The following is a 17036-nucleotide window of genomic DNA, read 5'->3' on the forward strand; positions in this document are numbered from 1 at the left end:
CAGAAAGATCGTGACACCCGCGTCATTTTTTGGCCTTATAGGCTGAAAAATGGGCAGGAAGCAGTCATGATACATACCGATACCGACGTTCTCATCATCGGAGCGGGCCTTTCCGGCATCGGCGCCGCGGTTCATCTCGAAAAGAAGTGTCCAGGCCTCGGCTATCAGATATTCGAGCAGCGTGGCGCAATTGGCGGCACTTGGGACCTGTTTCGCTATCCGGGCATTCGATCTGACAGCGACATGCATACGCTCGGTTACAACTTCAAACCGTGGACCGAAGCGAAGGCCATTGCCGATGGGCCTTCGATCCGGAAATATGTCGCGGACACCGCCAACGAATATGGCGTCACACCCCACATCAAATTCAACACGGCCATCGTCGCCGCCAACTGGTCCACGCCCGACCAAGCCTGGCATGTGACGCACGAGGATGAATTTGGTGCGCGTTCAATCACGACGTGTCGTTTCCTGTTCATGTGCGGCGGCTACTACCGCTATGACGAGGGCTATCGGCCGGACTTCCCGGGCGAAGACGCCTTCAAGGGCCAATTCATTCATCCGCAGCATTGGCCGGAAGACCTCGACTATTCCGGCAAGAAAGTCGTCATCATCGGATCTGGCGCGACCGCCATGACAATGGTGCCTGCCATGACCGACAAGGCTGCGCACGTCACCATGCTCCAGCGCTCGCCAACCTATGTTGTTTCGCGCCCGGCGGTAGACAAGTTCGCCAATTTCCTGCGCAAGATACTGCCTGACAGCTGGGCCTACTCCTTCATCCGCTGGCGGAATGTCCTGCTGCAGCAATTTTTCTTCAAACAGACCCGTTCAAATCCCGACAAGGCCCGCGAGCGGCTGATCGGCATGGTGAAAGAAGAACTCGGCCCGGACTATCCAGTCGAGACCCATTTCAATCCGTCCTATAACCCGTGGGAACAGCGGTTATGCCTCGTGCCGGATTCCGATCTTTTCAATGCGCTGAAGTCTGGCAAGGCGAGCGTGGAGACCGATCACATCGAGACGTTCACCCACAACGGGATAAAGCTGAAATCCGGCAAGGAGATCGAGGCCGACATCGTCGTCACCGCGACCGGCCTGCAATTGCAGTTCATGAATGGCGTGGACGTGTCCGTTGATGGCACCCGCACCGATGCTGGACGGCTCTTGAACTATAAGGGCGTGATGCTCTCCAACATGCCAAATCTGGCGGTCACTTTCGGCTACACCAACGCCTCATGGACCCTGAAGGCCGACCTGACATCTGAATATGTCTGCCGCCTTCTGAACTACATGGACCAGCATGGCTACACGTCGGCCATGCCGAAACTTGAACAATATCCCAACCAAACCGAACCGTTCGTGGACTTCTCATCCGGGTATTTCCAACGCGTCATGGACCAGTTCCCCCGCCAGCACACGGAAAAACCGTGGAAGCTGCACCAGAACTACAGCGCTGACGTCAAGAACCTGCGCCGCGGGCCAATCGCCGATGGCGTGATGGATTTCACAAAGGCCGAAGAGGCCGCCAGCAAGCCGCCCGTCTTGCAAGCCGCAGAATAGCGTTTTGCTATATTTCTTTTGTCGAGCTCCCTATATTGAAAATACAGGGTCTTGATGAAGGGAACAAAGATATGTGGCTATGGCTGTTATGGTGGTGCGTAGACGATCATCTCGCGGCGGCGCTGGATGCGCCGGGGCTGGGAGAACTGCCCATCTGGGTGCCGCTGGTTCTGTCACTTGCCTTCGCGTTCACGATTGATGGCAAGGTCAAGAAACTCCGCAAGAAATAGGTGGGTCAACCCTCTGCAAACTGCAATTCGGCAAGGCGGGCATACAGGCCGCCCCTGGCCACGAGTTCCTCGTGACTGCCTTCCTCGACGATGCGCCCATGTTCCATCACGATGATCCGGTCAGCCCGGCGCACCGTGGAGAGTCTGTGTGCGATCACCAGTGTGGTGCGGCCCTCGGCGGCGTTGGAAATGGCCCGGCGCACAGCCGCTTCGCTTTCGGAATCGAGCGCTGAGGTTGCTTCATCCAGCAGGAGCACCGGCGCATCGCGCACAAGCGCCCTGGCGAGCGCAATACGCTGACGCTGGCCGCCTGACAGACTCCTCCCCTTCTGGCCAAGATCCGTCGCAAGCCCGTCTTTTTCAGCCAGGAAGTCGAACGCTTCAGCCATGCGAGCAGCCTGCTCAAGCAGGGCCTCGTCAGGCGTGTCGGTACCAAAGCCGATATTCTGCGCTGCAGTGCCTGTGAACAACGCCGATTCCTGTGGCGCATAGGCAAATTGCTGACGCCAGTCACGCGGATCAGCCTGCATGGCAGATACGCCGTCAAGCGTGACCGTGCCTGATGGCACATCGAATAGGCGCAAGGCCAGGCGAAAGACCGTAGTCTTGCCTGCGCCGCTCGGCCCGACAAGCGCCACAAACTCGCCCGGCTTTACCGACAGGGAGAAATGATCAAGCGCCGAGACAGCTTCATCGCCATAGCGGAAAGTAACATCCTCAAAGGCAAGCGCGCCGGTCACCTTGCCCGGCAGGGCAACAGGGTTTTCTGGTGCGGTGATTTCGGGTTCAGCGTTCAGCACTTCAGCGGCACGGTCGGCCGCGCCGGCCGCGCGCATGACTTCGCCATAGACTTCCGCCAGCATGCCAAAGCCCGATCCTGCATAAAGCGCGTAGAGCACCATGGAGGCGAGATCGCCAAAGCTCATGGACCCAGTTGCGACGGCCCGCGCACCCATCCAGAGCACACCCACAAAGCCGCCAAACAGCAGCACAGAGACCAAAACGATCATCAGCGACCGCGCCCCGATCCGGCGCATCGCCGCATCAAACGTCGCCTCGACCGCCTCGGTAAATGCTCCCAGCCGGCTTTGTTCCCGATTATAGGCCTGAACCAGTTCGATTGCGTCTAGCGCCTCGGCAGCTTCCGCGCCCGCATCCGCCAGTCGTGACTGCGCCCGGTTCGACATCTTCCGGATCACCCGGCCAATCGCCATGACGGGCAGAACGGCCACCGGCAACATGGCCAGCAAGGTGAGGCCGAGCTTCCAGTTCACGACCAGCATCATGGTCAGCGCGCCCGTGGTGGTCAGCAGCGTCCGTGCGGCCAATGACGCCGACGAGCCAAGAAAGGTTTCGATCAGCGTGATGTCTGCTGTCAGGCGCGACACCGCCTCGCCAGACCGCATCTGCGAATGATAGCGGGGCGACAGTTTCAGCAGGTGCGCATAAAGATCCTTGCGCAGGTCGGCCGCAATCCGTTCGCCAAAGCGCGACACGAAATAGAACCGGATCGCGCCAAGCACGCCTGACAGAATGGCCGCCAGCGCAACCCAGAGAAATGCGCGGTCGACCAGCGCCAACAATTCCTCGGCGCTGCCCTGCGCGGCCTGGCCCGCATCCGCGGCGCTGCCGAGCAGCAAAGGTATCGCGAGACTAACGGCCGCCGCCGCCACCAGGAATACGAGTGCGATGGACACGGTCACCCAATGACGGGCGACATAGGGCATCAGCAAGGCCAGTGGTTTCAACGACTTTGCCTTGGGCCGGTTGATCGCTTCGCCGCCTGCTGGTTCTGTTGCACGGCGGTCTTCTGTGAAGGAGCTGTCTGTATCGGTCATGCCCGTCTATAAGTCCTTTCAGATTCCCTGCCAGCAGCCTCTTGCAGAGGTCGCGTCTTTCAGTTACACGCGCCACTTCGAAAACAGGCTGAGACAAGCCCGCGCACCCAAGCGATGGCAGCGCGGTTGTCCTTAGAGTTCAAGAGAGGCGAAGGCCATGAAAAAAGAAGGTCATCCCGACTATCACTTCGTCACCGTAGTGATGACAGACGGAACCGAATATCAGACGCGCTCCACCTATGGCAGCGAAGGCGACCGCCTTGTTCTGGACATCGATTCCAAATCGCACCCGGCCTGGACCGGCGGCGACGGCAAGATGCTCGACCGTGGCGGCCGCGTCTCGCGCTTCAAAGACAAGTTCAAAGGCTTCATGTAAGCGTTCTTCGCTTCGCATGATGCGTATAGTGGAAAGCCCCGGCCTTTTGGCCGGGGTTTTTCCGTTTGGTCCCTATTTCCAAAACTGACCCCACATCTGACCGGTTAACCCTCGCTTAACCCGCCAGCGCCAGCGTGCGCCTCACACTTTCAGGAGGCACGAACATGTTGCGCGGCATTCAAGTCAGATCTGTCCTGTATTCCGTGGCGATCCTTGCCGGCCTCGGCGGCGCAGCCGCGCTGGCAGCTCAAGCCGCTATCGAACAGGACGGCCTCGTCTATTGGTCCGACGGCGATTCCGGGCGCCTGCCAGACGGCACCAAATTCCGCCTGCATGGTGTCGACGCGCCTGAGACGCGCAGTCTGAAACAGCTTGGCGGGGCCGACTGCGAAGCCGAACGCGAACAAGGTTATATCGCCAAGGAAAGGGTGATCGAACTGACTCGTGGCAAGGAAATAGCTGTGACACGCGATTATGGTCTCGACCGATACAAGCGGCTCGTCGTTGATATCAGCATCGATGGTGAAGATCTCGCCACGCGCCTTGTGGCCGAAGGCAGCCACCAAGTCTGGGACTATGATGGCGGTGCTCCAAAGCCAGACTGGTGCAGCCCGCACCGTAGATCGACAACATCGGGCCAAGTCAGCCCGTAGTTCTGCAAACCAGGCCGCTGCATTGCCCCGTAGCGTTCCTGTCTCTAGGTTCTGCTGAGAACGTACGACAGGAGCCACGCCAAAAATGATTTCCCGGAAGACGGCCGCTGCCGCATCTGTCCTGCTTGGTAACGCGGCCCTGTCCGCTTGCAATGACCCGGCCCCGGCCCGCACGGCGGCACCGGAAACTGCACCACCAGAAAATTCACTGCAAATCGAAACGGACCGCGCCCTGACAGGCAATGAAGTCAGCACGTCGGTCGGCGTACGCATCCTGACGGCAGACAAGCGCGTCGCTGTACTCGCCGGTCATATCGAGGCGGGCTTGGCACTCTACCGCGCGGGCGCGCCAGACCTCGCAGCGGCGCAACTCAATCACGCGGTGTCGCTTGAAACCCAGTCGGAACGCGACGGATTTGGCGCATTTGGCTTCGACACCAGCGTCTATGAGACTGTCCACGCCGCCGCAACAGCCGGAACACCCGCAGAGGACGTTGAAGACGCGCTCATCGCCGCCAAGGCCAACCTTGCAGAGACGCTGGAGGCAACAGGCCTCGAACAGCTGGATCTTGTTCTCTTCCTGCTAGAACTTTGCGGCGACGAATATGGGGTCGGCGTTATTGATGCCGCGATTGACCGCGCCCCGGCCTATCAAGCGGCATATGGCTATGCGGCGACCGCGCGCGACGTGGCCCGAAATATGGAAGGCGCGGATGACCTGGTGCTGGAACTGGAATTGCTGGTCCGCATGTGGCCCGGCGACGGTCCGGTCATGGTCGATGCGGTTGCGCCTGAACCGGCCATGGGAACCCAGATCGCCCGGGCCCGACTGGCAGCCTCAATTCTTTAGCAGCGCGTCGATGAATCCGACCGCTTCGATAGAACTCCAGTCGGCATCCCCGGCCAGACGCGCGATCTCCACGCCGCTCGCATCGTACAGGATCGTCGTGGGAAAGCCCTGAACCCCACTATCGTAAACGATCTCATACTGTTCCGGCGTTGCGCTGTGGAACGTGATGTTGCTCGCACCCAGTTCACCGAGGCGCTGCGCGGCATAGGAAAGGTCTTCTTGGGCATCAACGCTGATCGCAACCACTTCAAACCGGTCCCCGCCCCGCGCGGTCTGAAGCGCTCCGAGCGACGGCATTTCCTTTTCGCAGGGCGCACACCATGTGGCCCAGAAATTCACCAGAACAACTTTCCCCATGAACGCATCCAGCGAAACGGCTGAGCCGTCTTCCAGATAGAAGGGCGCGTTTGAGGCGGATGTTCCAGCCTGAGAGAAATCAAGTTTCTCGATTTCGCCTCTCGCATAGGCTTCCAACCTGTTTTCTGAAGGTTTTCCACCCCCTGCGCTCATCAGCGCATAGACAATTGCGATCAGGCCGATCAAGAAGAGGGCGATATAGGCCAGACGGGTCATGGGGCGCGGTCTCCAATACGAGTTTGAAGGGATATGGCAGTGACGACAGGCAAAGGCCAGACAATGTGGGGCGGACGCTTTGCCGCGACCCCGACCGACATCATGGAAGAAATCAACGCATCCCTCGACATTGACCGCCGGATGGCCGCTGAAGATATCGCCGGCAGCCGCGCCCATGCCGACATGTTGGCTGAAATGGGCATCATCTCCGAGGCCGACAATGAAGCCATTCAGGGCGGCCTTGATACGGTTGCCGAGGAATTAAGGAACGGATCGTTCCCTTTCCGCCGGGAGCTCGAAGACATTCATATGAATGTCGAAGCGCGCCTGAAGGAGCTGATTGGCGAACCCGCAGGCCGACTGCACACGGCGCGATCGCGCAATGACCAGGTCGTCACCGATTTCCGCCTCTGGACCCGCGGCGCACTCGACGAGGCCATGCAATTGGTCGCTGGCCTGCAGAGCGCTCTGGTCAGTCGCGCCGGCGAGAATACAGAAACCGTGATGCCGGGCTTCACGCACCTCCAGACCGCACAGCCCGTCACACTGGGCCATCATTTGCTGGCCTATGCCGAAATGCTGGAACGCGACCGCTCGCGCCTGCTCGATTGTGCCGAGCGTTTGAACGAGTGCCCGCTGGGCTCTGCGGCGCTGGCTGGCACCGGATTCCCCATCGACCGAGACATGACCGCGGAAGCGTTGGGCTTTGCCCGCCCCATGGCCAATTCGCTGGATGCGGTGTCGGCGCGCGATTTTGCACTGGAAGCCCTGGCGGCCCTGTCCATCGCTGCGACGCATTTGTCCCGCCTTGCCGAAGAGATCGTGCTCTGGACCAGTGCACAGTTTGGATTTGCGCAGCTCACCGACGCCTGGTCGACCGGTTCGTCCATCATGCCGCAAAAGCGCAATCCGGATGCTGCCGAACTGATCCGTGCCAAGGCGAGCCTGATTACCGGCCTCTACAGCTCCCTGCAGGGCGCGGTCAAAGCGCTACCGTTGGCCTATGCCAAGGACCTTCAGGACGACAAGCGCCTGACCTTTGAAGCCTTCGACACCTATAATCTTTGTGTTCGCGCCATGACCGGCATGATCGAGACGATCCGTTTCAAACCCGATAATATGCGCGCGGCAGCCGCGAAGGGATTTTCGACCGCCACCGACCTTGCTGATTGGCTGGTCCGTGAGTTGGGTCTTCCGTTCCGGGATGCCCACCATGTCACGGGCCAATTGGTCGCGAAGGCTGAGGAGAAAGCCTGCGATCTGTCAGATCTGACATTGGCCGACATGCAGAGCGTGAACGCCGAAATTACCGATGCGGTATTCGATGTGCTGACAGTTGAGGCGTCTGCCTCATCTCGGACATCTTATGGCGCTACAAGCCCTGTTCGCGTTGCCGAACAAGTGGCACAGTGGAAACAGAGACTTCGACTGGAGTAGTCATTGATGAAACGCCCTCTTCTTCTCGCTGCGGCGCTGCTCGCATCTGCCAATCTGGCCGCGTGTGGCCTGACCGGGGATTTGAAACGCCCAGACCCACTTTGGGGTGAGCGAACCGATGGTCTGGAACCCGCTGAATTGCCTGACCAGAATCAGAACAATCTGCCAAGCCTACCGGACCGTGAAGACGAAGGCAGCGATACCGGAGCCGATGATGAATTGCTCGGCGGCGCGTAGGAAGCATTCCATGAAATTACCCAAGCCAATCTCCGCCGCGCGATGGATCGCCGGCATTACGGCCTTGTGCCTCGCCGCCGCATGCCAGAGCCAGCCTACGACTCTGGTCGTCGAAGCCGTTGCACCCGTCGAAACGGTTGAACCGGTCGCGGTGGCAACGGAACTCGACACAACCGAACCAGACGGCCCGATCACCAATCAATGGGGCGGCGTCATCCCAGACGCCAAACCGACGACGCCCATAGACAATGGCGCGCTCGGCGAAATCGAGTAGTTCATGCACCACTTTACTTATCAGGATGGCAGCCTTCATTGCGAGGGCGTGAATCTCAACAAGATTGCAGATGAGGTCGGCACACCCTGTTATGTGTATTCGTCCGCAACCCTGGTGCGACATGCCCGCGTCATCGCGGCGGCGTTTGAGGGGCAGGATTGCCTGATCGCCTTTTCGGTAAAGTCGAATGGCAATATTGGCGTCCTGTCGACACTTGCCCGCGAAGGCTGCGGCGCAGACGTGGTCAGCGGCGGCGAGTTGCAGCGCGCCCTCAGGGCAGGCATCCCGGCCGAGCGGATAGTGTTCTCAGGTGTCGGCAAGACCGCCGAGGAAATGCAGCTGGCCCTGCGTGCAGGCATTCACCAGTTCAATGTCGAAAGTGCCGCAGAGCTTCGGCGCTTGTCAGAGGTTGCCAACATGACCGGCGCAGAAGCGCCTGTGGCCATCCGGGTCAATCCGGATGTCGCGGCCGGCGGTCATCCGAATATCTCTACCGGCAAGAAAGGCGACAAGTTCGGCGTGCCGTGGAGCGATGCGGAAGACCTCTATGCTGAAGCCGCCACCCTGCCCGGCATCCGGATTGTGGGCGTTGATGTACATATCGGCAGCCAAATCGGCGATCTTGTCCCGATGCGCGCCGCGTTCGAAAAGGTCGTGGGCCTCACCAAACGCCTGCGCGAGGCCGGTCATGATATCGGCCGGATCGATCTCGGCGGTGGGTTGGGCATCCCCTACAAGGACAGCGACGCGCCAGCCCCGCCATCTGATTACGCGGCGATGATCGCTGAGGTAACACAGGATCTCGGCGTTCAGGTCATTCTAGAGCCCGGCCGCGTGATCACGGGTAATGCAGGCGTCATGCTCAGCACGGTTCTTTATGAAAAAGCCGCGCCGGAGACGGATTTCCTGATCATTGATGCAGGCATGAACGACCTCATGCGTCCGGCGCTTTATGATGCGCACCACGACATTCTGCCGCTCAATCAGGCTGGTGCAGGCGCAGAGCGCAAGACCTACGATGTGGTTGGCCCGATCTGCGAGTCGACCGACAAGTTTGCCAAGGGCCGCGAAATGACTGCTGTCCGCCCCGGTCAGCGGATCGCGTTCATGTCTGCAGGTGCCTATGGCGCTGTGCTGTCATCCTCTTACAATGCAAGACCGCTGGTTCCGGAAGTGCTGGTAAACGGGTCGTCATTTGACATCATCCGTCGCCGCCCGGACTTTGAAGAAATGATCGCCCTCGAAAAGGTTCCTGATTGGCTCACAAAGACGGCATGAAGGCGCTCAACGCCAAGGTTTCCGCCACGCGGCGGAAGCTGACGGTCTACGCCTTTTTCAAGGCGTTCTGGCCCTTCCTGACCTTTGTTGCGATCTTTCTCGCCATCGCCTTGGCGGGCGTCATTGATCGCATGGGCTCGGCCATGGCCGCTGTGGCGACGATCCTGTTTCTCGGCGGGTCTATCCTCTTCATCTTGCAAGGCGGACGGCGCTATACGCCTGTCAGCCACGAGGATGCAACTCGCCTGCTCGATCGACAGTCAGACCTGCGGCCTGTCTCGTCGCTAACCGACCGCCCGGCGAGCGCGAGCCGAGGATCCCAGAAGCTGTGGCAGAAGCATCGCCTGCGCCTTTTGAAAGAAGCCCAACGCCTGAAACTGCCGTCCCTGTCGCGCGAGTGGAGCCGCCTTGATCCATACTGGATGCGCGCGGTCCTTCCGGCGCTTCTGGTCCTGATGGGCGTTTTTGCGGGTACGGATGCGAGCGCGCGCCTGCATCGCGCCCTGTTTCCAGATTATGGCGCCCTGGTTGGTGCAGACGGCATGGTGGTCGAAGCGTGGATCACGCCCCCCGAACACACGGGCCGCGCACCCATTTTCCTCACTCCGGAATTGCAAAATGTCCGCGTACCGGAGGGCTCGGAAGTCACCTTGCGCACCGAAGCGCATAGCGCGCCGAAATTGGTTCTGAAGGGCGAAGCGACACGTAAGCAGAAATTCGAACCGACCCCCGATGGCGCCTTTGAAGCCCGCGCCCGGATCATGGAAGACACGCGCCTGTCGGTAAACTGGTGGGGCGAGCGCGCAAGCTGGCGCCTACTGACCTCGCCTGATGAGGCCCCTGAGGCCCGCTTCGTGAAAGCGCCTGAAATGGGCCGACAAGACCGGACCGAAATTTCCTGGTCGATTTCTGATGATTATGGCGTCTCGGCCCTGGAATTGCGGATCACTCTGCAAACCCCAAATCCAGCCGCGCCAGATGACGCAGACCATGTCGCCGTGCCGTTATCTGGTGCGGCGCCGACATCGGCCGAGGACATAACCCAACTGGACCTGACCCGTCATCGCTGGGCTGGTATGCCGGTGACACTGCGCCTGGTCGCCACAGATGGGGCGGGACAGACCGGCCTGAGCGAACCGGTCGACTTCAAGCTCCCGGAAAAACTGTTTCTCGATCCGATCGCGCGCGTTGCTCAGGAAGTGCGTGTGACTGTGCTGCGCGAACCTCGCGACTATGCAGAGCTGGCAAAGAATGAAGACGCATTGCGCCAGGATGCACTGAATGTCACGGCGTCAAACCGCCTCGGGACCGCGCCGCCTGATATCCAGAAGGCCGCCCTGATGCTCGATGCCATGACCTATAAAGGCGAGCGTTACATTCGCGATCAGGGCGTGTACCTCACTTTCCGGACAGCCAAGGGCATTCTGGATGCAGCGGCCACGAAGGATGAGGCCGAACAGGTTGATCCCCTGCTCTGGGCACTAGCTCTGCGCGCGGAGTATGGCAGCGCCGCAGATGCCCTGAGACGGCTGGAAGCGGCGCGGCGTGCACTGGAGCAGGCCTTGCGGGACGGGGCCTCTGAAGACGAGATCAAGCAGCGGATGGAAGCCTTCCGTGATGCGGCCAATGAATACCTCGCTGCCAAGATGGCCGAGGCTATCGCGAATGGCGGCGAGCAGCCGCAAATGCAGATGGATCAGGAAGCGATGTCCGGTGGGCCCGATCTCGGCGGACAGGATTTCGAAGACATGCTGAATGCGCTGCAGGACCTCACGGAGACCGGCGCAACGGATCAGGCCCGGCAGCTGCTTTCCGACATCACGAACATGCTGCAGAATCTCGAATTCCAGCAGGGTCAGTCCGGCTCGGGTGGCATGCCGGGCATGCCCGGTCAGCAAGCCGATGGCGAACAGGAAGACCTGCCGCCCGAAGAACAGGAACTGACCGATGCCATGCGGCGTCTGTCGGAAATCCTGCGGGAACAGCGCCAGCTGAATGATGACACGCTGGCCCAGGAACGTGGCGAGCGTCCCGGCCAGTCTGGACAGGAACAGGGCGGCCAACAGCCAGGCCAGCAGTCCGGGCAACAGTCTGGCACGCAGCAGGGACAGGATTCCGGTCAACCCGGTGGCGGAGAAGCCGGTAGCGGTCAGACTGAAGCCCCACAAGGCGGCGGCGAGGAGAACGGCGAACGCCCCGGTAGCGGCGGCGGCGAATTTGCCGAAGGCAATGAGGGCGAAGGTACAGGGCCGGGACAATCGGAGTCACTTGCCGAGCGACAAGCCCGGCTGGGACGGCTGGTTGAGGAGTTCGCCCGCGAACAGGGTCTGGGCGCCGGAATCGAGGGCGAGAACGCCCTGGAAGGCCGGGTCGATCCGGACGCGTTGGAAGATATTCGGCGCGCCCAGAGACAGGCTGAAGATGCGCTTGAGCGTGGCAATGAGCGCAGGGCGGCACGTAATCAGGAAATGGCAACAAATGCCTTGTCTGAAATTTCGCGTGACCTTGCCGAACGGCTCGACACGCTGGAGCGAGAACGCAACGGACAGGACGCCCAGCAAAGCGACCCATTTGGGCGCCCATCGGGCGGGCCGGGAAACAGCGGTGAAGAGGTCAATATTCCGGACGCCACCGAACGCCAGCGCGCCAAGGACATCCTGGAAGAATTGCGCCAACGCTACAATGAATCCGATGATGAGGAAGAGCGCGAATACCTTCGCCGCCTGCTCGACCGGTTCTGACCTTGCCCTCCCGTCCATTCCCTGCCTTGATGCGGGCGAGGACGGGAGAACATGATGGCTGAACGCTGGACCTACACACATGGCCTGAAGGATCTGGGAAACGGGCTCTATGCCTGGCTGCAGCCGGATGGCGGATGGGGTTGGTCCAATGCTGGCCTGATCCGGGACGGTGACCAGTCTCTGCTCGTGGACACGCTGTTCGACATGCCGCTTACCCGCACCATGCTGGGTGCGATGCAGGATGCGACCGGTCTTGCGGCAGAGGACATTGGTGTCATCGTCAATACGCACGCAAATGGCGATCATTGCCATGGCAATGGCTGCTGTCCGCAGGCGGAGATAATTACGTCAGAGGCCAGCGCCAGGGAAATGATCGAAGTCCCGCCTGCCATGCTGGCCCAGTTCAAAAAGCTCGGCGGACAGCTCGGGCCTGCCGGCAGCTATTTTGCCGACATCTTTGCGCCGTTCGATTTCGATAGTGTGGAAGAGCGCGCGCCGACTCAGACATTTACAGGCCAAATGGACATGAAAGTCGGTGATAAGGCGATTGAGTTGATCGAAGTCGGCCCGGCTCATACAGCTGGCGATGTGCTGGTGCATGTGCCGGATGACAAGACGGTCTTCACCGGCGACATCCTGTTCATTGAAGGCACTCCGCTGATGTGGGCTGGCCCGGTCTCCAACTGGATCGGCGCTTGCAACCGAATTTGCGAGATGGATGTCGATGTTATCGTTCCTGGGCATGGTCCGGTGACGGACAAGGCGGGTGTGCGACGCGTTGCCGAATATCTGAAATTCGTCGACACAGAAGCGCGCAAGCGATTTGAAGCTGGTCTAAGTGCGCGCGACGCTGCGCTGGATATTGCCCTCGGGGACTATTCAAGCTGGGGCGACGCCGAACGCATCGCCGTCAATGTCGATACGCTCTACCGGGAGTATCGCGGGGACGGCGTGGTTACACCCGTGATCGAATTGTTCGGCCTGATGGCTGAAGTGCAAGAGACACAGCGCGCCTAGCGGTTGGCGCCCGGCACCCATTTCACATCATCTGCGCCATTATTGTTTGCGACACGGCCTGCGACGAAAATCCAGTCTGACAAGCGATTGATATAGGCAAGCGCCTCAGGGCTGACGATTTCGTCTTCCATCGCAAATACTTCCGCCACTTCCCGCTCGGCCCTGCGGCACAGCGTCCGCGCGACATGGAAGTGCGCGGCGAGATCACTGCCGCCCGGCAGGATGAAGCTGTCCAATGGGGCGAGATGCTCGTTCATCGCGTCGATTTCGGTTTCAAGCCGTTGCACCTGACTTTCAATGATGCGCAACGGAGTCCATTCCAGCGGCTTGCCCCGCTCTGGCGTGGCAAGGTCGGCGCCGAGATCAAAGAGGTCATTCTGGATACGGCGGATGGCGGCAAGCATATCACCCTCGGCCTTGAGCGCGGCCACACCGAGGGCGGCATTGGTCTCGTCCACCGTGCCATAGGCCACAACACGCGGGTGCCATTTATCAACAGGCTCACCCGTCGAAAGGCGTGTCTTTCCCTTGTCTCCGGAGCGCGTGTATATCTTGTCGAGCTTGACCATGTTGCTGCCCTCAGAATCCTATCTTGATGGCACCAACCACCATGCCGAGACCGACGAGCAGCGCGATCACGATAGCCTGTACCAGAACCCGCAGGCGCATAAGCTTGTTGGAACGGCTTGCCTGATTGTCATCGGTCCGCGCCAGATTGGCGATGCCGAGCCCCAGCACGATTACCAGCGCCGCAAGCGCGATGTAGAAGCCTGTCATCAGAATGGTTTGCATGAGGCAGCCTTTCAATCAGCATGAAGGTGAGAGCATAGAGCGCGACAGACGGTTTGCCACGCGCAAAGCGTCGCGGGGATCAGCTGCCGCTTTCCATGCGTTCCGCCAGAGACGTAATCCGGCTTGCTGCCTTGACCAGGGCTTCGGCGGCCCTGGCTTCGCTGGTGGCGCTGCCGGGCGCTGAGCGGCGCGCTGAATCCAGTTCGTCCAGCAAGGCCAGCGCCGTGATCAGCAGAAGGCGCTCATCGCCAATATCACCCACCGCGCCTGCGATCTGGGTAACTCGCGCGTCGAGTTGTTTCGACAGGGCCTCGATACGGCTTTCCTGTCCGGGCGCGCAGGCAATGGAATAGGACCGGCCGCGCAACTGGATATCCGCTTTAGCCATCCTGCTGCCCTTCCCGGCCGATCGCCGCGCGGACTTCTTCAATGGCTGAGCCAAGTGCTTCGCTCGCCTCGTCGGCAAGCGCCTGCAATTGCTGCTCACGCGCCAGCGACGCATCAAGCTGCTGGGCAAGGTCAGAACGGTCAGAAACGAGAGCGGCAAGCTCAGCTTTGATCACGTCCGGATTGCCGGCGCGGGCCATCAGACTGTCGAGCGCGCCTTCCAGTCGTGACAACGCCTCGTCGAGCTGGCGGATGGCAGGATCGATTTCACTCATATACACAATGAAGTAACGGTATTATCCCAATCCGCCAAGCGACTTGACGCAACGGCCTTAGTCTGGCCTACGACTTCCGCAAACCAAAGGAGACCAGCAGAATGGCTGTCACGAACCGCGACATGGCTAATGCCGTCCGCGCCCTATCCATGGACGCCGTCGAGGCGGCCAAATCAGGTCATGTTGGCCTGCCGCTCGGCATGGCAGATGCTGCAACCGTACTGTTCCGGAAATTCCTGAAATTTGACCCTACCCAGCCTGACTGGCCGGACCGAGACCGGTTCATTCTGTCGGCGGGCCACGGCTCGATGTTGATCTATTCGCTGTTGCACCTCACTGGGTACAAATCTGTCAGCCGGGACGACATCCGCAATTTCCGTCAGCTGGGCGCCAATACGCCGGGCCACCCGGAAAACTTCGTCACCAAAGGCGTTGAGACGACCACAGGCCCGCTTGGCCAGGGCATTGCCACCGCTGTCGGTATGGCCATGGCAGAGCGCCACCTGAATGCGCGCTTCGGCGACGATCTTGTGGATCACAAAACTTATGTGATCGTCGGCGATGGCTGCCTCATGGAAGGCGTCAGCCAAGAAGCCATCACGCTGGCTGGCCACATGAAACTCGACCGCCTGATCGTGCTCTGGGACGACAATTCAGTCACCATTGACGGCAATATCGATGTCGCTGACTCCACCGACCAGTGCGCACGGCTTGAAGCCTCGGGCTGGATCACCCGCAAAGTGGATGGTCATGACGAGAAAGACGTCGAGGCCGCCCTGAAGTGGGCTCAGAAACAGAAGCAGCCTGTCTTCCTCGCCATCAAGACCATCATTGGGTATGGCGCGCCAAAGATCGCCGGAACCGGAAAGGCCCATGGCGGCCCCTATGGGCCAGAAGAGATTGCTGGCATTCGCGAGAACATTGACTGGCCCCATGCGCCATTCGAAATTCCAGACGCCATCGAAAAAGCCTGGAAGAAAGTCGGCGAGCGTGGCGTCGAGGCTCGCAAGGCCTGGAAAGAGCGTCAGATGGCCTCCCCGCACAAGGGTGAGTTCAATGCGGCCATGGCCGGTCGCCTGCCGAAAAATCTCTCAAAGGCGATCATCAAACACAAGAAGGCTGTGGTTGAAGGCGGCGAGAAGAAAGCCACCCGTCAATGGAGCGGCGCGGCACTGGAAGTCATCACCAATCTCGTGCCCGAAACGGTTGGTGGTTCAGCTGACCTGACGGGGTCCAACAATACTCGGACCTCTTCAACCACGGCAATGACACCGTCTGACTGGGCCGGTCGTTATGTCCATTATGGTGTTCGCGAACACGGTATGGCTGCGGCGATGAACGGTATGGCGTTGCATGGCGGCATCATCCCCTACTCCGGCACATTCCTGGTTTTTGCAGACTATAGCCGCGCCGCGATCCGCCTCGGCGCCCTGATGGGCGCACGCGTGGTACATGTCATGACCCATGATTCCATTGGTCTTGGCGAAGACGGCCCGACCCACCAGCCGGTTGAGCAAGTCGCCGCGCTCCGCGCCATGCCGAATATGCGGGTCTTTCGCCCTGCAGATGGCGTTGAAACGGCCGAGTGTTGGGAAGTGGCGCTCAGCAATGCCGAAGGCCCCGCCACAATGGCACTGACCCGGCAAGGCTTGGCCCCGTCGCGCAAGGAGCATACGGACGAAAACCTCAGCGCGCTCGGTGGCTATGTGATCTCGCCATCAGGTGTGAAGTCGCGCGAATCTGCCGTGCTGATCGCGACCGGTTCGGAAGTGGAGATCGCCCTTCAGGCCCAGGCCGACCTTGCCAAAGAGAAGATCCATGTCCGCGTTGTGTCGATGCCATGCATGGAATTGTTTGCCGAGCAGGACGAGAAATACCAGCGCGACACACTCGGGGGTGACCTGCCAAAAGTGGCTGTTGAAGCCGGCGTGCGCTTTGGCTGGGACCGCTGGCTTGGACCTAAAGGTGCCTTTGTCGGCATGGACGGTTTTGGAGCGAGCGCGCCTTACCAGAAACTGTATGAACACTTCGGCATCACCGCAGACAAGGTGGCCGAGGCAGTAAAGAATCTGATCTAACTGGTCTTGAATAGGTCCATCTGGCGAGGATCAATGTAGCGTTTACGGCGTGGTTTGGTCCGGCCAGACCGGAAATAGAGATCATCGGTATGATCTTCCACCGGCGGCTGTTCAGCCGCCGGTTTTTTCTTGGATGCCTTTGGCAAAGGCATGATCCCCGCCTGATCGTCCAGCTTCCACCAGGTCACAGCCAGGACAGGGTTGCCCTCATTGTCTTCGTATTTTTGGAGATGCCCGTGTGGGCCATTTTCACCTGCATGCGATGACAAGTAGGCCTCGGCCTCTTCTTCGGTGACATCTATCCAATCGGTCGCGAGCGAGTCGATCTTGTGCTCTGGCACCAAGGCTTCGGCCTCTGCGCGTGTACGCGCCACCTTCACGCCCGGCTTCAGGGCGTCTTCTACACGTGTCGCAATGGGAAAGGCATGACTCATGAG

19 protein-coding genes are annotated in these 17036 nt (G+C 60.1%); 12 read left to right on the plus strand and 7 right to left on the minus strand.

Translation table 11 applies throughout. The features are described from left to right. Positions 1-66: 66 nt before the first annotated feature. Positions 67-1563 (plus strand): NAD(P)/FAD-dependent oxidoreductase, encoded by a 1497-nt coding sequence (locus CFA77_RS16180; protein WP_206991566.1) that lies wholly within the window; start codon positions 67-69, stop codon positions 1561-1563. A 71-nt stretch (positions 1564-1634) separates the two neighbouring features. Then, the gene (locus CFA77_RS16185; protein WP_198019785.1) at positions 1635-1793 is read left to right on the plus strand and encodes a hypothetical protein; all 159 of its coding nucleotides are present in this window, start codon (positions 1635-1637) and stop codon (positions 1791-1793) included. Positions 1794-1798: 5 nt separating this feature from the next. Here CFA77_RS16185 and CFA77_RS16190 read toward each other — a convergent pair whose 3' ends face one another. Next, positions 1799-3631: an ABC transporter transmembrane domain-containing protein gene (locus tag CFA77_RS16190; RefSeq protein WP_206991567.1), complete on the minus strand. Its 1833-nt coding sequence runs from the start codon at positions 3629-3631 to the stop codon at positions 1799-1801. Between the two features lie 157 nt (positions 3632-3788). Here CFA77_RS16190 and rpmE point away from each other — a divergent pair, with 157 nt between their 5' ends. The 3 genes from rpmE to CFA77_RS16205 all read left to right on the plus strand — a co-directional run bounded on the left by rpmE (position 3789) and on the right by CFA77_RS16205 (position 5510). Then, the gene (rpmE, locus tag CFA77_RS16195) at positions 3789-4007 is read left to right on the plus strand and encodes a 50S ribosomal protein L31 (protein WP_034814727.1); all 219 of its coding nucleotides are present in this window, start codon (positions 3789-3791) and stop codon (positions 4005-4007) included. A gap of 164 nt (positions 4008-4171) precedes the next feature. Beyond that, positions 4172-4660 (plus strand): thermonuclease family protein, encoded by a 489-nt coding sequence (locus CFA77_RS16200; protein WP_206991568.1) that lies wholly within the window; start codon positions 4172-4174, stop codon positions 4658-4660. An 85-nt stretch (positions 4661-4745) separates the two neighbouring features. Next, positions 4746-5510 carry a hypothetical protein gene (locus tag CFA77_RS16205; protein WP_206991569.1) on the plus strand — a complete coding sequence of 255 codons (765 nt, stop codon included), beginning with the start codon at positions 4746-4748 and terminating at the stop codon, positions 5508-5510. Here CFA77_RS16205 and CFA77_RS16210 read toward each other — a convergent pair. Further along, positions 5499-6083 carry a TlpA disulfide reductase family protein gene (locus CFA77_RS16210; RefSeq protein ID WP_206991570.1) on the minus strand — a complete coding sequence of 195 codons (585 nt, stop codon included), beginning with the start codon at positions 6081-6083 and terminating at the stop codon, positions 5499-5501. The genes CFA77_RS16205 and CFA77_RS16210 overlap by 12 nt on opposite strands. Positions 6084-6116: 33 nt before the next feature. Between CFA77_RS16210 and argH the strand changes: the two genes are divergently transcribed. The 6 genes from argH to CFA77_RS16240 are packed head-to-tail and all read left to right on the plus strand — an operon-like array spanning position 6117 to position 13067. Then, entirely contained in the window at positions 6117-7520 is a 1404-nt protein-coding gene (argH, locus tag CFA77_RS16215; protein WP_242517418.1) for an argininosuccinate lyase, read from the plus strand. Positions 7521-7526: 6 nt separating this feature from the next. Beyond that, complete coding sequence (locus tag CFA77_RS16220; RefSeq protein WP_206991571.1) at positions 7527-7757, plus strand: lipoprotein; 231 nt, start codon at positions 7527-7529, stop codon at positions 7755-7757. Between the two features lie 10 nt (positions 7758-7767). Beyond that, positions 7768-8031, plus strand: coding sequence for a hypothetical protein (locus CFA77_RS16225; RefSeq protein WP_034814719.1), 264 nt, complete (start codon positions 7768-7770; stop codon positions 8029-8031). Between the two features lie 3 nt (positions 8032-8034). Continuing rightward, positions 8035-9309 (plus strand): diaminopimelate decarboxylase, encoded by a 1275-nt coding sequence (gene lysA / locus CFA77_RS16230; protein WP_206991572.1) that lies wholly within the window; start codon positions 8035-8037, stop codon positions 9307-9309. Continuing rightward, positions 9288-12050 carry a DUF4175 domain-containing protein gene (locus tag CFA77_RS16235; RefSeq protein WP_206991573.1) on the plus strand — a complete coding sequence of 921 codons (2763 nt, stop codon included), beginning with the start codon at positions 9288-9290 and terminating at the stop codon, positions 12048-12050. The genes lysA and CFA77_RS16235 overlap by 22 nt, the downstream gene beginning before the upstream one ends. A gap of 54 nt (positions 12051-12104) precedes the next feature. Beyond that, a complete protein-coding gene (locus CFA77_RS16240; RefSeq protein ID WP_206993289.1) occupies positions 12105-13067 on the plus strand; it encodes an MBL fold metallo-hydrolase in 963 nt (320 codons plus the stop codon). Here CFA77_RS16240 and CFA77_RS16245 read toward each other — a convergent pair. The 4 genes from CFA77_RS16245 to CFA77_RS16260 form a co-directional block, all read right to left on the minus strand. Beyond that, the gene (locus CFA77_RS16245) at positions 13064-13636 is read right to left on the minus strand and encodes a cob(I)yrinic acid a,c-diamide adenosyltransferase (protein WP_206991574.1); all 573 of its coding nucleotides are present in this window, start codon (positions 13634-13636) and stop codon (positions 13064-13066) included. The genes CFA77_RS16240 and CFA77_RS16245 overlap by 4 nt on opposite strands. 10 nt (positions 13637-13646) lie before the next feature. Further along, positions 13647-13859, minus strand: coding sequence for a twin transmembrane helix small protein (locus CFA77_RS16250; RefSeq protein ID WP_034814710.1), 213 nt, complete (start codon positions 13857-13859; stop codon positions 13647-13649). A gap of 79 nt (positions 13860-13938) precedes the next feature. Beyond that, the gene (locus CFA77_RS16255; protein WP_034814708.1) at positions 13939-14247 is read right to left on the minus strand and encodes a cell division protein ZapA; all 309 of its coding nucleotides are present in this window, start codon (positions 14245-14247) and stop codon (positions 13939-13941) included. Then, a complete protein-coding gene (locus tag CFA77_RS16260; protein WP_034814705.1) occupies positions 14240-14521 on the minus strand; it encodes a DUF4164 family protein in 282 nt (93 codons plus the stop codon). The genes CFA77_RS16255 and CFA77_RS16260 overlap by 8 nt, the downstream gene beginning before the upstream one ends. A 101-nt stretch (positions 14522-14622) precedes the next feature. Between CFA77_RS16260 and tkt the strand changes: the two genes are divergently transcribed. Further along, the gene (tkt, locus tag CFA77_RS16265) at positions 14623-16599 is read left to right on the plus strand and encodes a transketolase (RefSeq protein ID WP_206991575.1); all 1977 of its coding nucleotides are present in this window, start codon (positions 14623-14625) and stop codon (positions 16597-16599) included. Here tkt and CFA77_RS16270 read toward each other — a convergent pair. Continuing rightward, positions 16596-17033, minus strand: coding sequence for a hypothetical protein (locus CFA77_RS16270; RefSeq protein ID WP_206991576.1), 438 nt, complete (start codon positions 17031-17033; stop codon positions 16596-16598). The genes tkt and CFA77_RS16270 overlap by 4 nt on opposite strands. Positions 17034-17036: the final 3 nt, after the last annotated feature.

Source organism: Hyphomonas sp. KY3, assembly GCF_017309975.1.
Lineage (GTDB): Bacteria > Pseudomonadota > Alphaproteobacteria > Caulobacterales > Hyphomonadaceae > Hyphomonas.

Coding starts and splice junctions, on each gene's coding strand:
- CFA77_RS16180 (WP_206991566.1), top strand. CDS start 67: ATGATACATACCGATACCGACGTTCTCATCATCGGAGCGGGCCTTTCC.
- CFA77_RS16185 (WP_198019785.1), top strand. CDS start 1,635: ATGTGGCTATGGCTGTTATGGTGGTGCGTAGACGATCATCTCGCGGCG.
- CFA77_RS16190 (WP_206991567.1), bottom strand. CDS start 3,631: ATGACCGATACAGACAGCTCCTTCACAGAAGACCGCCGTGCAACAGAA.
- rpmE (WP_034814727.1), top strand. CDS start 3,789: ATGAAAAAAGAAGGTCATCCCGACTATCACTTCGTCACCGTAGTGATG.
- CFA77_RS16200 (WP_206991568.1), top strand. CDS start 4,172: ATGTTGCGCGGCATTCAAGTCAGATCTGTCCTGTATTCCGTGGCGATC.
- CFA77_RS16205 (WP_206991569.1), top strand. CDS start 4,746: ATGATTTCCCGGAAGACGGCCGCTGCCGCATCTGTCCTGCTTGGTAAC.
- CFA77_RS16210 (WP_206991570.1), bottom strand. CDS start 6,083: ATGACCCGTCTGGCCTATATCGCCCTCTTCTTGATCGGCCTGATCGCA.
- argH (WP_242517418.1), top strand. CDS start 6,117: ATGGCAGTGACGACAGGCAAAGGCCAGACAATGTGGGGCGGACGCTTT.
- CFA77_RS16220 (WP_206991571.1), top strand. CDS start 7,527: ATGAAACGCCCTCTTCTTCTCGCTGCGGCGCTGCTCGCATCTGCCAAT.
- CFA77_RS16225 (WP_034814719.1), top strand. CDS start 7,768: ATGAAATTACCCAAGCCAATCTCCGCCGCGCGATGGATCGCCGGCATT.
- lysA (WP_206991572.1), top strand. CDS start 8,035: ATGCACCACTTTACTTATCAGGATGGCAGCCTTCATTGCGAGGGCGTG.
- CFA77_RS16240 (WP_206993289.1), top strand. CDS start 12,105: ATGGCTGAACGCTGGACCTACACACATGGCCTGAAGGATCTGGGAAAC.
- CFA77_RS16245 (WP_206991574.1), bottom strand. CDS start 13,636: ATGGTCAAGCTCGACAAGATATACACGCGCTCCGGAGACAAGGGAAAG.
- CFA77_RS16250 (WP_034814710.1), bottom strand. CDS start 13,859: ATGCAAACCATTCTGATGACAGGCTTCTACATCGCGCTTGCGGCGCTG.
- CFA77_RS16255 (WP_034814708.1), bottom strand. CDS start 14,247: ATGGCTAAAGCGGATATCCAGTTGCGCGGCCGGTCCTATTCCATTGCC.
- CFA77_RS16260 (WP_034814705.1), bottom strand. CDS start 14,521: ATGAGTGAAATCGATCCTGCCATCCGCCAGCTCGACGAGGCGTTGTCA.
- tkt (WP_206991575.1), top strand. CDS start 14,623: ATGGCTGTCACGAACCGCGACATGGCTAATGCCGTCCGCGCCCTATCC.
- CFA77_RS16270 (WP_206991576.1), bottom strand. CDS start 17,033: ATGAGTCATGCCTTTCCCATTGCGACACGTGTAGAAGACGCCCTGAAG.